This window comes from Ruegeria sp. A3M17, from assembly GCF_003318255.1.
In the GTDB taxonomy this organism is placed as follows: Bacteria; Pseudomonadota; Alphaproteobacteria; order Rhodobacterales; family Rhodobacteraceae; genus Ruegeria.
The window spans coordinates 188,506-201,375 of sequence record NZ_QOCF01000031.1; the positions used below are offsets into that span (position 1 = coordinate 188,506).

The 12,870-nt window shown below is 58.1% G+C and carries 12 protein-coding genes, 1 tRNA gene and 1 pseudogene; 10 read left to right on the forward strand and 4 right to left on the reverse strand.

The annotated features are described in order from the left end of the window. Nucleotides 1-69: 69 nt before the first annotated feature. The 4 genes from DS906_RS17895 to DS906_RS17910 all read right to left on the reverse strand — a co-directional run bounded on the left by DS906_RS17895 (nucleotide 70) and on the right by DS906_RS17910 (nucleotide 3,766). Nucleotides 70-146, reverse strand: a tRNA-Arg gene (locus DS906_RS17895). 64 nt (nucleotides 147-210) lie between these two features. Continuing rightward, nucleotides 211-1,593 carry a HAMP domain-containing sensor histidine kinase gene (locus tag DS906_RS17900; RefSeq protein WP_113791454.1) on the reverse strand — a complete coding sequence of 461 codons (1,383 nt, stop codon included), beginning with the start codon at nucleotides 1,591-1,593 and terminating at the stop codon, nucleotides 211-213. Between the two features lie 18 nt (nucleotides 1,594-1,611). Continuing rightward, nucleotides 1,612-3,030 carry an NAD(P)/FAD-dependent oxidoreductase gene (locus DS906_RS17905; protein WP_113791507.1) on the reverse strand — a complete coding sequence of 473 codons (1,419 nt, stop codon included), beginning with the start codon at nucleotides 3,028-3,030 and terminating at the stop codon, nucleotides 1,612-1,614. 4 nt (nucleotides 3,031-3,034) lie between these two features. Then, a complete protein-coding gene (locus tag DS906_RS17910; protein ID WP_113791455.1) occupies nucleotides 3,035-3,766 on the reverse strand; it encodes a TVP38/TMEM64 family protein in 732 nt (243 codons plus the stop codon). Between the two features lie 296 nt (nucleotides 3,767-4,062). Between DS906_RS17910 and rpmH the strand changes: the two genes are divergently transcribed. From rpmH to DS906_RS17960, 10 genes and pseudogenes are all read left to right on the forward strand, one after another. Then, nucleotides 4,063-4,197 carry a 50S ribosomal protein L34 gene (gene rpmH / locus DS906_RS17915; protein WP_005632162.1) on the forward strand — a complete coding sequence of 45 codons (135 nt, stop codon included), beginning with the start codon at nucleotides 4,063-4,065 and terminating at the stop codon, nucleotides 4,195-4,197. A 25-nt stretch (nucleotides 4,198-4,222) separates the two neighbouring features. Beyond that, nucleotides 4,223-4,649 (forward strand): annotated as a pseudogene (gene rnpA / locus DS906_RS17920) (ribonuclease P protein component). Continuing rightward, complete coding sequence (gene yidD, locus DS906_RS17925; protein ID WP_113791456.1) at nucleotides 4,646-4,885, forward strand: membrane protein insertion efficiency factor YidD; 240 nt, start codon at nucleotides 4,646-4,648, stop codon at nucleotides 4,883-4,885. The pseudogene rnpA and the gene yidD overlap by 4 nt, the downstream one beginning before the upstream one ends. 76 nt (nucleotides 4,886-4,961) lie before the next feature. Further along, entirely contained in the window at nucleotides 4,962-6,578 is a 1,617-nt protein-coding gene (locus DS906_RS17930; protein WP_113791457.1) for an acyl-CoA dehydrogenase family protein, read from the forward strand. 44 nt (nucleotides 6,579-6,622) lie between these two features. Continuing rightward, complete coding sequence (gene ttcA, locus DS906_RS17935; RefSeq protein WP_113791458.1) at nucleotides 6,623-7,516, forward strand: tRNA 2-thiocytidine(32) synthetase TtcA; 894 nt, start codon at nucleotides 6,623-6,625, stop codon at nucleotides 7,514-7,516. 71 nt (nucleotides 7,517-7,587) lie between these two features. After that, nucleotides 7,588-9,120 carry a bifunctional diguanylate cyclase/phosphodiesterase gene (locus tag DS906_RS17940; protein WP_113791459.1) on the forward strand — a complete coding sequence of 511 codons (1,533 nt, stop codon included), beginning with the start codon at nucleotides 7,588-7,590 and terminating at the stop codon, nucleotides 9,118-9,120. Between the two features lie 123 nt (nucleotides 9,121-9,243). Next, complete coding sequence (gene yidC, locus DS906_RS17945) at nucleotides 9,244-11,073, forward strand: membrane protein insertase YidC (RefSeq protein ID WP_113791508.1); 1,830 nt, start codon at nucleotides 9,244-9,246, stop codon at nucleotides 11,071-11,073. Continuing rightward, nucleotides 11,070-11,807, forward strand: a complete 738-nt coding sequence (locus DS906_RS17950; protein WP_113791460.1) for an MOSC domain-containing protein — start codon at nucleotides 11,070-11,072, stop codon at nucleotides 11,805-11,807. Before yidC ends, DS906_RS17950 begins: the two co-directional genes overlap by 4 nt. Next, complete coding sequence (yihA, locus tag DS906_RS17955) at nucleotides 11,804-12,457, forward strand: ribosome biogenesis GTP-binding protein YihA/YsxC (protein WP_113791461.1); 654 nt, start codon at nucleotides 11,804-11,806, stop codon at nucleotides 12,455-12,457. Before DS906_RS17950 ends, yihA begins: the two co-directional genes overlap by 4 nt. Continuing rightward, on the forward strand, nucleotides 12,454-12,822 hold the full coding sequence (locus DS906_RS17960; RefSeq protein ID WP_233494836.1) for a DUF2946 domain-containing protein: 369 nt from the start codon (nucleotides 12,454-12,456) through the stop codon (nucleotides 12,820-12,822). Before yihA ends, DS906_RS17960 begins: the two co-directional genes overlap by 4 nt. Nucleotides 12,823-12,870 lie beyond the last annotated feature (48 nt).

A 12,870-nucleotide genomic window follows, 5' to 3' on the forward strand; every position in this document is an offset into this window, starting at 1 on the left:
ACACACCAAGAGAGACATAGGTTCTTCAGCTAAATAATTGAAATTTATAGAATTTTTCAAGGGATTTAGTGGCGGACCGAGGAGGATTCGAACCCCCGACCCCTTGATTCGTAGTCAAGTACTCTATCCAGCTGAGCTATCGGTCCGCGTTGGTGAGGCGGTATTTAGACCCGGTGTTCGGGACACGCAAGTTGATTCTTCAAAAAGTTTTCAAAAAGTCCCATCGCCCCGCGGAAGCCTGATTTCAAAGGTTGTCCCCTCGGGCCCGGTATGCGCCAGTATCAGGTCTCCGCCATGCCCACGCACCAGCTCCTGCGAGATGGCAAGCCCCAGCCCAGAGCCTCCCTTACGCACCCCTCCCTGAAATGGAGTGAACAGGTTCTCACGTGCTTTGGGCGGTAATCCGGGGCCGTCATCCCTGATCTCGACGCACCAGTCGTCTTTATATTCGCAGCCGGCGATCGTGATGTTTCCCGGCTTCCCGGAGGCCACCAAGGCCTGACGCGCATTGCGCACAAGGTTCATCATGACACGGAATATCTGCTCTGGGTCTGCCCGGGCCACAAGGTCTTTGGGCACGTCGTTCACGATCTCGACGCAGGCATCCGCAACAGCCAGCTGTTCGCTGGCAACAACATCGGCGGCAACATCATGCATGTGCACCATAGTCAGTGTCGGCGCAGGTTCTTCTGCGCGTCCGAAGGCCAACGTGCTTTCGCATAACGACACCGCACGTGTGATCGAGTTCACCAGCTTGGGCGCCATACGCCGCACCAAGGGATCATCGCTGGTCTCAATCCGGTCGGTGAAGAGCTGTGCCGAAGTCAATATGTTCCGCAAATCGTGGCTGACCTTGGCCACCGCGCCGCCCAGTTGCGCCAGCCGTTCACGTTGCTTCAAGGCCTGCGTCAGCTCGGTCTGCAATTGCTGCAACGCTTCCTCGGCCTCGCGAAGTTCCGTCACTTTGGAGTTGGGCGAGATGATTCCTCGTGCGTCTTCGGGTGCCCCCGCATAGCGCTGCATATAGCCAACAACACTTTTGATCGGTTTCACCAGAACGACGCGCACGGCCAAAAACAAAAAGAACGCGGTGATGATGGAAATTACGAAGGACAGCCCCAGAATGCGCAGGCCATAGTCGGTCATCGCCATTCGCAGCGGCATGCTGTCTATGGTGACTTCAATCAGCAGACCTGCCCCTTTGACGGGTTCGCCAATTACGCGGATAACTTCGTTCTCAGTGGTGAACAATCGCGCCAGCGCGTCGCGCATCAACACCCAGGGCCCTGCGTCTCGCAGATCGTATGTCCTGGTGATTTGTTCCGGGATGGGCGATGACAGCATAAGCTGGCGCACCTCATCGCGACGCAGCACGACGTTATAGACACCCGCGTTGGCCAGCAGTTCGGCCTCAAGGTCTTCGGCCAGCATATCGTCAGCCAACAACGCCAATGACGCGATCTGCGCGCGCTCAAGCCGGTTCAGCAGAAAGTCTTCGCGAAAGCGTGCGATCGAAGGAACAAAGATCAAAATCTCGGCCAACATCACGAAGACCGTCGTCAGGATCAGAAATCGGCCCGACAGCGAATTCAATCTGCTCTCCCTTCTTGGTTAGGGCATCCAGCGCTGGACGAACCTGACCACTTGTTTAACCATCTGATTCTCAAACAGCCTTGGCGAGAAATAGGCACCCGCCACCCGTTTGTTAAGCTCTCCGATCGTCGGATAGGGCGAAACCATCGCGGCGATCTGCCCCATCTTCAGGTTATTGGCCAACGCAAGCGACCACAAGTTGATCAGTTCTCCGGCATGATGCCCCACGATTGTAGCCCCCACAGGCCGGCCCTTTACGACCATGACCTTGATGAACCCTTTGGTTTTACGCTCAGAAATTGCCCGGTCGTTATGGTGATAGTCAAAGCGCGCAATTTCGACGTTGTCACCATGGTGTTCGCGGGCCTGAGCCTCGGTCAGGCCTACCTGCGCCAATTCCGGGTCGGTGTAGGTCGCCCAAGGGATATGTGCGGTTTTTGCCTTCGAGGGTAGGCCAAACAACGCAGAACGGATGATGATCCCTGCGTGATATCCAGCGACATGAGTGAATTGAAGACCACCAGCGACGTCGCCAATGGCGTAAACTTTGCGATTCGTTGTGCGCAGCGCGTCATCGACCTTGATCCCGCTGCGGGATGGTTCAATTCCGGCAGCCTTTAGGTTCAAACGGTCCGTGTTGGCTTTTCGTCCTGCGGCCAGCAACAGATGAGACCCCGAATAGATCTCACCCGCCTCGGTCACAATTTCTATGGCCCCTTTGTTGTCGCGGATCTGGGCGACCATAGCCTCTTGATGGATATCCACGCCTTCGGCGCGCAAGCTGTCCAGAACGACCGCGGCGGCCTCGGGGTCATCCTTGCCCAGCGCCTGTAGGCCTTCGACAACCGTGACCTTACAGCCCAGTCGGACATGCGCTTGCGCCATCTCCATCCCAATCGGGCCGCCACCGATGATCAGAAGATGTTCGGGCTTGTCGCGCAGGTCAAAGATCGTCTCGTTGGTATAGAACGGCACCTGATCCAACCCTGGAATCGGCGGCACCAACGGCGAAGAACCCGTCGCGATCACCACGCGCCGTGCTGTGATCAGGTTGTCGCCCGCCTGCACTTGGGTCGCAGAGACGAAGCTGCCGAATTCCCGGATCACCTTCACGCCAAAGCCCTCGAACCGTTCCTGACTGTCCATCGGCTCAATCTGAGCGATAACATCGTGAACGTGGTCCTTGGCGGCGGCGTAGTCGACCTGGGGAATCACGTCAGCCACGCCCAGCGCGGTAGAATGTGCCTGACCGTAAGCGGCCTTGCCGCTTGCAATAAGGGCCTTGGACGGGACACAGCCGAAGTTGAGGCAATCGCCACCCATCTTGTGACCTTCCAGCAGGATCACATCAGCCCCCATCTGGCTGGCGCCCGCAGCGACTGACAGCCCCCCGGACCCGGCGCCAATCACCAGGATGTCGGTTTTCAATTCTTGCATGATTTCAGCGGTCCTTTCGGCCACGCAGGGATTTGATGACAATTGGCAGCGTGGCCAGCACACACAAGCCGATGATCGGGCCAATCACAAATGGTTCCCATAACAGCGATACATCAGGTGTTTCGCCCCGGTCGAACACCCCACCCAGCCCGACGCCGATCCATGTGTAGACGATTCCGCCCGGGATAATGCCCAGCGCGGTGGTGATCAGGAAATTGCGGAACCTCACGCCAACCAGCGCAGGCACCAGGTTGGCCACAAAAAACGGCACAACGGGAACAAGACGCAATAGAAACAGCACCGAGATCTCATTCTCGCGTAGCCCGTCTTTCAGCTTTTTGATCGTCCCTTCCGAGGACTCAAGCCGTTTGGTCAGGGATTCGCCCAACCCCCAGCGTGCCGCCAGAAAGATTGCAGAGGCTCCGATGGTTGCAGCAAACACGTTGAACACGGTTCCGGCGAACAGGCCGAAAAGAAACCCGCCAGTCATTGACGCCACTGCGGCACCCGGCAGCGAAAACGCGACGATGACAATGTAAATGCCAACAAAAGCTGCCGCCATCGCCCAGTAGTTGGCGTCGCGCCAGGCCAATAACGCCTCACGATTGTCGCGCAGGGTCTCAAAAGTCAGGTAGTCGCCCAGTGTAAAGAATCCCACCGCAGTAACGGCGAGAATCACCAGCAATGGAATATGCCGCGCTAACCCGTTGCGCGGTGCCTGAGTCGTTTCGCTCATGAGGCTGTCCGGTTTGTTACGTTTCATTCTGACCCCAACATGCGCTGCTTGCGCCCTACGCAACAGGGGGCTCACGCTGCCTTGATGTTTTTGGTAGGGAATGTGAGGGTTTGGGGCGATAATCCCGCTGTTTTGAAACCTTTTGCCCGACCCGATTACAGAATTGTTGCAAAAGCCACGAAAACCCCCACCTTGGGGTTTGACTTACCCCCCACTACCCAGTAGAGGACGGGCTTCGAACACCACGGGCAGGCGAATCCGCGCTGCACCCGACCGCATAGATTGGAGACGGAGCGATGAAACGCACCTATCAGCCTTCGAACCTGGTTCGCAAACGCCGCCACGGTTTCCGCGCGCGCATGGCCACTAAGGCCGGCCGCAAAATCCTGAACTCGCGCCGCGCACGCGGCCGCAAGTCGCTGAGCGCGTAAACCGCTCACCGATCAGGTTATGAACATGACGCCGCCGGAGGCCCCTCGTGGATGGTAAGAACCAGCCCGGGGAAACGCCCCCGGCGGCGTCCGTTTGCGCGCCTGAAACTTTGACCGTTCTCAGGAAACGATCTGATTTCCTTAAGGCAGCGCGTGCCCGCAGGCAGGGCACCTCCTCGATGATGGTGCAGGCTCGCAAACGTACCCCGGATGAAGCAGCAGGAATTCGGGTTGGTTTTACCTGCTCCAAGAAAGTCGGCAATGCCGTTGCTCGCAACCGCGCTAAGCGCAGATTGCGCGAGGCCGCGCGGGCTGTTCTGCCCGTCAATGGCCATGACGGGTGGGATTACGTCCTGATCGGCCGGGCCGAAACCACAGCCGCGCGACCCTATGAGGCACTTCTGGACGATCTGCGCTATGCGCTTCGTAAAGTGCACAGCGGGCGGAAATGACCCTCTTCTCTCATATCGTGGCTCTGCCTGTCAGGGCCTATCGACTGGTCTTCAGCCCCTGGGTTGGCTTCAATTGCCGATACCAGCCCACCTGCTCGGCCTATGCGCTGGAAGCACTGGAAAAGCATGGGGCCATCAAGGGAAGCTGGCTGGCGGCACGGCGGATTGGCCGATGCCATCCCTGGGGCGGCGATGGGTACGATCCCGTGCCAAGCCCCAAGGAAGACGACAGCTGATCTTTATGACCCTCCGTCAGACTTGACCCATTCGGACATGCGCTGAACACTTGGATCCGTACTGCCCGAGGTTCAGATGACATCCGACGCCCGCCATTCCCTGCCGACACATGACGTATTGAATCAGCCACCTGTGCGCTGGGATTCTAACCTCTGGTCGTCAGATCCCGCCCTGCAAAACGCCGTGCATTTCACGGGCGGTCGCGAAGCACCGCTGGCGACTTATGGTGAAACGTTGGGACGGGTGAAAACCCGCGAGCTGGGGCGTGAGGCTAATCGGCACCTCCCCGAATTGCGATTGTTCGATCAGGGCGGTAGGCGCCTGGACGAGGTACAGTTTCACCCCGCCTATCATGAGATGATGCAGATCAGCCAATCTGCAGGCTATGCGGCCTTGGCCTGGGACGGTCAGCCCGGCGGCCACACAACCCACGCCGCGATGATATATCTGGCCAGTCAGGTTGAGCCGGGCCATTGCTGCCCATTGACCATGACCTACGCGGCAATCCCGGCTCTTGCCGCAAATGAACAGATCGCCTCGGTCTGGCAGCCAAAGCTCATGGCGCGCAGCTATGATCCGACGACGAAACCGGTCGAACAAAAGCCCAGCGCCACTCTGGGCATGGCAATGACCGAAAAACAGGGCGGTTCGGACGTGCGCCCCAATACCACCATCGCCACCCGGGACGGAGAGCACTGGCGTCTGCGCGGGCATAAATGGTTCTGCTCGGCCCCCATGTCGGACGGATTTCTGACCCTTGCGCAAGCGCCGGGCGGGCTGACCTGTTTCCTCGTCCCCCGCTGGCTGGACGGTGAACGCAACGCCATTCACCTGATGCGACTAAAAGACAAGCTGGGGAACAAATCCAACGCTTCGTCCGAAATCGAATATCACGATGCCTTGGCTTATCAATTAGGCGACGAAGGCGCAGGTGTTCGGACAATTATCGAGATGGTCCATCACACCCGGCTGGACACGGCCGTGGCCCCGGCAGGCCTGATGCGCGCAGCACTCACCGAGGCGCATCATTGGGTCACTCACCGCAGCGCCTTTCAGCGCCGGTTGATTGATCAGCCCTTGATGCGCGCTGTGCTGGCTGATCTCGTGTTGGATTGGGAAGGTGCCCTGACTTTGGGTATGCGCGTCGCGCAGGCGTTCGACAGCCAATCGCCCGAGGATAGGGCCTTTGCCCGCATCAGTGTCGCCTTGGCCAAGTTCCTGAACAACAAGCGGTGCCTGATGGTTGTGGTCGAAGCGATGGAGGTACTGGGCGGCATGGGCTATGTCGAAGACACGCCCCTGCCCCTACTTTATCGCGAAGCGCCCCTGAACGGCATTTGGGAAGGGTCGGGAAACGTGATCTGCCTCGATATTCTACGCACCCTGTCCCGCGATACACTGGCCGCTGAGGTCCTGCAGGCTGAACTGGATTCGGCCGCGGGCAGCGACCGAGGTTACGACGCGGCCTTAAAAGCACATCGCGAACGGTGGCCCGGAATTCCCCCGGAAGGCGAGGCGCGTTGGTTTGCTGAGAACACAGCACACTTGCTGACAGCCTCTCAACTGCTGCGCCATGCGCCCGCCGCTGTTGCCGACGGGTTCATTGCAATGCGCCTGTCCGGCAACTGCGGCCGCATCCCCGGATCCGTGTCCGGGCTGGATACGGACGCCTTGCTGGCGCGCCTGGGCTGACCCGGCCCCTTGTCCGGTTGCCTCAACTGCTGTAGGGGCTGCGCATGTTTGACGAAGCTGACGATATCCACCCGCTCTTTGCTGGCGCGCCCTCGACCACCGAGTTCAAAAAGCTACGCAAACGCATCGTTCGCCAGACCCGAGAAGCCATCGAGCAGTACGGGATGGTGAACGCTTCCGCGCATGACAAGGACGGCAAACCACCCCGCTGGCTGGTCTGTCTTTCGGGCGGCAAGGACAGCTATACCCTGCTGGCGATTCTGTACGAACTGAAATGGCGCGGTCTGCTGCCCGTTGATTTGCTGGCTTGCAATCTGGATCAGGGTCAACCCGGATTTCCGGCCACCGTCCTGCCCGAGTTTCTGGAACGCATGGGTGTTCCGCATCGCATCGAGTATCAGGACACCTACTCCATAGTCATGGACAAGGTTCCACAAGGCCGTACCTTTTGCGCCCTGTGCTCGCGCCTGCGTCGAGGCAACCTGTACCGCATTGCGCGGGAAGAGGGATGCTCGGCCGTCGTACTAGGCCATCACCGCGACGATATCCTCGAGACGTTCTTCATGAACCTGTTCCACGGCGGGCGTTTGGCCACCATGCCGCCCAAGCTGGTGAACGAAGAAGGCGATTTGTTCGTCTTCCGCCCCCTCGCCCATGTTGCTGAGGCCGATTGCGAGAAATTCGCGACCTCGATGAATTATCCGATTATCCCCTGCGACCTCTGCGGCAGTCAGGATGGGTTGCAACGTCAGCAGGTCAAACAGATTTTGGACCAGTGGGAAAAGAACAGCCCCGGACGCCGTCAAGTGATGTTCCGGGCCCTGACAAACGCGCGTCCGTCGCATCTTTTGGACCCAAAATTGTTTGATTTTCAAAATCTTGCGCTCAAACCGAATAAAAATGACGAAAATTCGGACAAAATTCCTCAGCTCCGTTAACGAGTGACTCAGATTGGTTTCCTAGGGTCGACCTGAGCGTTTCAAACGCAAGGTAGAGGCTCGAAGATCCGATGTGGAAACATATCTCAGTCAGCAGAATTTTTGACTCTCTTGCCATCGTGCTAAGCGGCCCGCCCGCCTTGGCCTTCGCGCCTGCGATCAGTCTGGCCGCGTATTGGATTGGTGGTGAGCGGGCATTGGTTGTCGTGGCACTTACCCTACCGCTTGTGTTTGCCGCGGTTTCAACCGCGCACAAGGCCAGCAACCGGGAAAAAGATGATAACGGCCTCATGTCTCTCGATAGATTTGCCGCCGAGATGGAAACGCTGTTCGCGGAAAACCAACGCACCGGTCACGAAGCTGCCTGCATGGTTGTCGAATTGGACGGGTTTTCTGAGTGTCTTGATCTGCACGGCAATGCGGCCGGAAACCTGATGGCGGACCAGTTCCGCGACCGCGTTCTCTCTGTCATCCGCTCACATGACATTGCCGCAGGTCTGGACCAAGGCAAGATTGCAATCGGCCTGCGCGCCGCGCAGAATCTGGATCTGGAGGCTTGCATTCAGATGTCGGGGCGCATTCAGGCCGCCGTCGATGAGCCAATCATGCTGAATGGCACCAGCGTTTACATGTCATGTTCAATCGGGTTTTGTCTGCAATCCACTTTGCCCGACATCACCTTTGCCGAGCGGATCGATGCCGCCAACGCGGCCTTGGCCGAAGCGCAAAGAAACGGCCCTGCAACCATCCGCGCCTTTTCATCTGAAACGCAGCGGCGGGCTCGCGTGCGCGCCAACCTGCGCAATGAGTTTATTGCGGCCTTGGATAGCGGCGAAATCCGCCCTTGGTTTCAGCCGCAGATTTCCACCGACACCGGCCACGTTACCGGGTTCGAGGCGCTTGCCCGTTGGGAACACCCGCAGAAAGGCGTGTTGGGACCGCAGGTTTTCCTGCCTTTTGCCGAACAAGCCGATCTGATGGAACGCTTGGGCCAGGTGATGCGCCATCACGCTTTCGCCGCCATGCACCAGTGGAACCGTGCCGGTGTAGTCGTGCCCCGGATTGGCGTGAATTTCTCATCAGAAGAACTGCGCGACCCGGTGTTGATCGACCGTCTGAAATGGGAGCTGGATCAAAATGACCTGACGCCCGACAGATTGACCGTCGAGATTCTTGAAACAGTGTTTTCCAGACGGCCCGATGACGTTATCACCCGCAACGTGATAAGCATGTCCAAGCTCGGTTGCTGCATTGACCTCGATGATTTCGGCACCGGCCACGCGTCCATTGCGTCGATCAAGCGCTTTGACGTCTCACGCATTAAAATCGATCGGTCCTTCGTGGCAAAAGCGGATCGGGACGCAAGCCAGCAGCAGTTGGTCAGCGCGATTTTGACCATGGCGGAGCGACTGAATGTCGAAACCCTGGCCGAGGGGGTCGAGACACAAGGCGAGCATGCCCTGATGGCGCAATTGGGTTGCGACCACGTGCAGGGGTTTGGAATTGGCAAGCCCATGCCATTTGAAAAGACGTTGGACTGGATGGCCGCACATCAGAACAAACTCAACGGAATGCCAAAAATCGGGCGTCAAGCACGTCCTTAGGCGCGAATTAACGCCACAGAACCCCAATCGGTGATGAATTACAGGGCGATTCCGCTTGACCTTTGGGTCCGCACTCTGTTGAACCCAGCGGGTGTCTTTCACTGCTTAAGGTGGCTGTCCCCGATGGACGATCAGAACAAGAACCTCATCCTCGCAACCGCGCTCAGCTTTCTCGTGATCCTGGTTTGGTTCGTGCTGTTTCCACCGCCCGAGCCGACGACCGCACCGGAATCTGCCGAGATCAGCGCGACTGATGGTACAGAGGTTCAGACCCCAAGCGCTGCTGGCACCAACACAGTTGGTGAAGCAACCGCAGACGCCACCGAGATCGAGCCCGACGCCCAAGCACCTCGGGTCGAGATTGAAACACCGCGCCTGAAAGGCAGCCTGTCCCTGTCCGGCGGTCGTATCGATGAGCTGTTCCTGAAAGATTACAAAGTTTCGATCGAAGAAGGCGCGCCCATTGTCGAGCTGCTGTCACCCGTTGGTTCGGACTCAGCTTACTATGCCTTGTACGGATGGGCACCGGGCGCAGGTGTTGCGGGCGCTGACGTCCCGGGCCCTAATACGCTGTGGACCGTCGAAAACGGCGAAACCCTGGGGGTAGATGCTCCGGTCACTCTGAAATGGGACAACAGCAAGGGCCTGACCTTCCGCCGCACTATTGAGGTTGACCAAGACTATATGTTCACCGTCACCCAGTCGGTTGAGAACAACACCCAGGCCGAGGTCGGCATGGCCCCATATGGCATCCTGGCCCGTCACGGCATTGGCGAAGACGGCGACCTGCCTGATCTGAAAAACTTCTTCATCCTGCATGAAGGCGTTATGGTCATGGCTGACGGCGTTCTGGACGAGATCGACTATGGCGATGTGCGCGACTTTGACATTGACCCGAATGAGCGTGCGCAAGCCGAAGTCTTTCAGGTCAAGGAAGGTGGCTGGGTCGGCTTTACCGATCACTACTGGATGACCACTCTGATCCCTGCAGAGGGATCGGCATTCAAGGCTGCAGCAAAATATGACGCTCGCCGCAAGATCTACCAGACCGAAACGGTTCTGCCGACGCTGACTGTTGCGCCCGGGGCAACTGAAAAAGTCACCACCCAACTGTTCGCGGGCGCCAAAGAATGGGAAACCATCCGCGAATATCAGGCCGACGGTGTGCAAAAGTTCGTCGACAGCATCGACTGGGGTTGGTTCTATTTCCTGACAAAACCGATCTTCTGGCTGCTGCATAACATCAACGCCCTGATTGGAAACATGGGTTGGTCGATCATTGGCCTGACGCTGATCATCAAGGCGATCCTGTTCCCACTGGCGTACAAATCCTACGTCTCGATGGCGAAGATGAAAGAGCTTCAGCCGCAGATGGAGGCCATGAAAGAAGCCGCAGGCGACGATCGCCAAAAGATGCAGCAGGGCATGATGGAGCTGTACAAGAAGGAAAAGGTAAACCCCGCCGCGGGCTGTTTGCCGATCCTGATGCAGATCCCGATCTTCTTCTCGCTGTATAAGGTGATCTTCGTCACCATCGAACTACGTCAGGCTCCTTGGTTTGGCCCGTTCCAGGACCTCAGCGCACCTGATCCGACTTCGATCATGAACCTGTTTGGTTTGCTGCCTTTTGCCGGTCCGCAGCCAGATACCTTCATGGCACTGATCTTCATCGGTATCCTGCCTTTGCTGTTGGGGATCTCGATGTGGTTGCAGCAAAAGCTGAACCCGGCACCAACTGACCCGACTCAGGCGATGATTTTTGCCTGGATGCCTTGGGTGTTCATGTTCATGCTGGGCAGCTTTGCCAGCGGGCTGGTCGTTTACTGGATCGCGAACAACACGATCACGTTCACGCAGCAATACCTGATCATGCGCAGTCAGGGCTATAAGCCTGACGTGTTCGGCAACATCAAATCCGGCTTCAAGCGGACGCCCAAAACGGACGACAAATGAATGCTGAGGTAACCCATATCTGGCGGCATCCGATCAAAAGTCATGGTCGCGAGGCCCTCCAGACTATTTCAGTGACCCCCGGGCAGACCATGCCCGGGGATCGCGTTTGGGCGGTCGCGCATGAGGCGTCGAAGGCGGATGGCTCTCAATGGGTGCCTTGCGCCAATTTCAGTCGCGGGGCGAAAGCACCGCAACTGATGGCTATCTCGACCCGGCTGAACGGTGACACGATAACTCTGACACATCCGGATCGTCCGGATCTGACTTTTAATCCGGATGGGGAACAGCAGGTCTTTTTGGACTGGGTTAAGCCGTTGATGCCTGCGGATCGGGCGGCGTCAGCCCGGATTATCCGAGTGCCGGGTCGCGGCATGACTGACAGTGACTACCCCTCGATCAGCCTGTGCAACATGGCATCGCACCGCGCGGTCGGGCAAAAGCTTGGCAGCGATCTTTCGATCCAGCGCTGGCGTGGCAACATCTGGTTCGACGGTCTGCCCCTGTGGGAAGAATTCGATTGGCTGGGTCGCGAAGTACAGATCGGTGAGGCCGTGTTCCATGTCAAAGAACGCATCCGACGCTGTTTGGCGACAACGGCAAATCCGAAAACCGGCGTGCGCGATGCGGATACGCTGGGCACATTGAACAGCTGGGGCCATCAGGATTTCGGCGTTTACGCCGAGGTTGTCCGAGGCGGCGCAATTTCAGTTGGCGATAAGGTTCACCCGTTATGAGCACCCTACCCTTCCCACTGGTCGAAGACCCGGACAAGTTTGCGCTGGAACGCGGCCGCAAATTGTTTGCGGGACAGTCCGAGTTTGTCAAAGGCGTGGTCGCCATGAATGGCCTGCCGACCCCTGACCGGCTTGAGGTCTGCTTTGCCGGACGTTCAAACGTCGGCAAGTCCAGCCTGATCAATGCGCTGACCGGCACCAAGGGTCTGGCACGCGCGTCCAACACTCCGGGCCGCACGCAAGAGATCAACTTTTTCACCCAAGGTCCCGAGCTCTATCTGGTTGACCTGCCCGGGTACGGCTACGCCAACGCCCCGGTGAAGGTGGTTGAAAAATGGCAGCGGCTGTTGAAACAGTATCTAAGCGGCCGCCAGACCCTGCGCCGTGCCTTTGTGCTGATTGACTCACGTCATGGGGTGAAGCCGGTCGATGCCGAGATCATGAAGCTGCTGGATTCCAGCGCTGTTACATTTCAATGCGTGATGACCAAGGCGGACAAGGTCAAGGCCAATGACCGGCAGAAGGTGTTGGATCAGGTACGCGGCGCATTGTCCAAGCACCCGGCGGCATATCCGGAAATCGTGCTGACGTCGTCCGAAAAGGGTGACGGCATTCCGACGCTTCGTTCGATCATCGCACATCTGGATTGATCCGGATCGGCCGCATTTTTCCAATCCTGACGTTGCTGGCAATTGTGCTGACCGGCACGATCCCGCAGGGCTGGATGCCCGCGATGGGCAGTGATGGGAAAGTGCTGCTGGTGATCTGTACTGGCGAGGGAACGGTCGAACAATGGGTTGACCTTAACCCGGGCGATCCTGTGCACGACGACACGGATTCGCGCGCAATGTGCCCATTCGCGGGCCTGACGGCGGATACACACCTGCAGACAGTCGGCGAGATCGTCCCTTTTACGGCGAAAATCCAGCCACGCTGGATCCATCGTGATTTCACCCATCGCAGTGCAGGGTTCTACACCCGCTATGATGCGCGGGGGCCACCCTTCTTCTCCTGATTCACCTCAACACTTTTGAACCCGCGCACGCGCTGCGCGGGGCAGTAA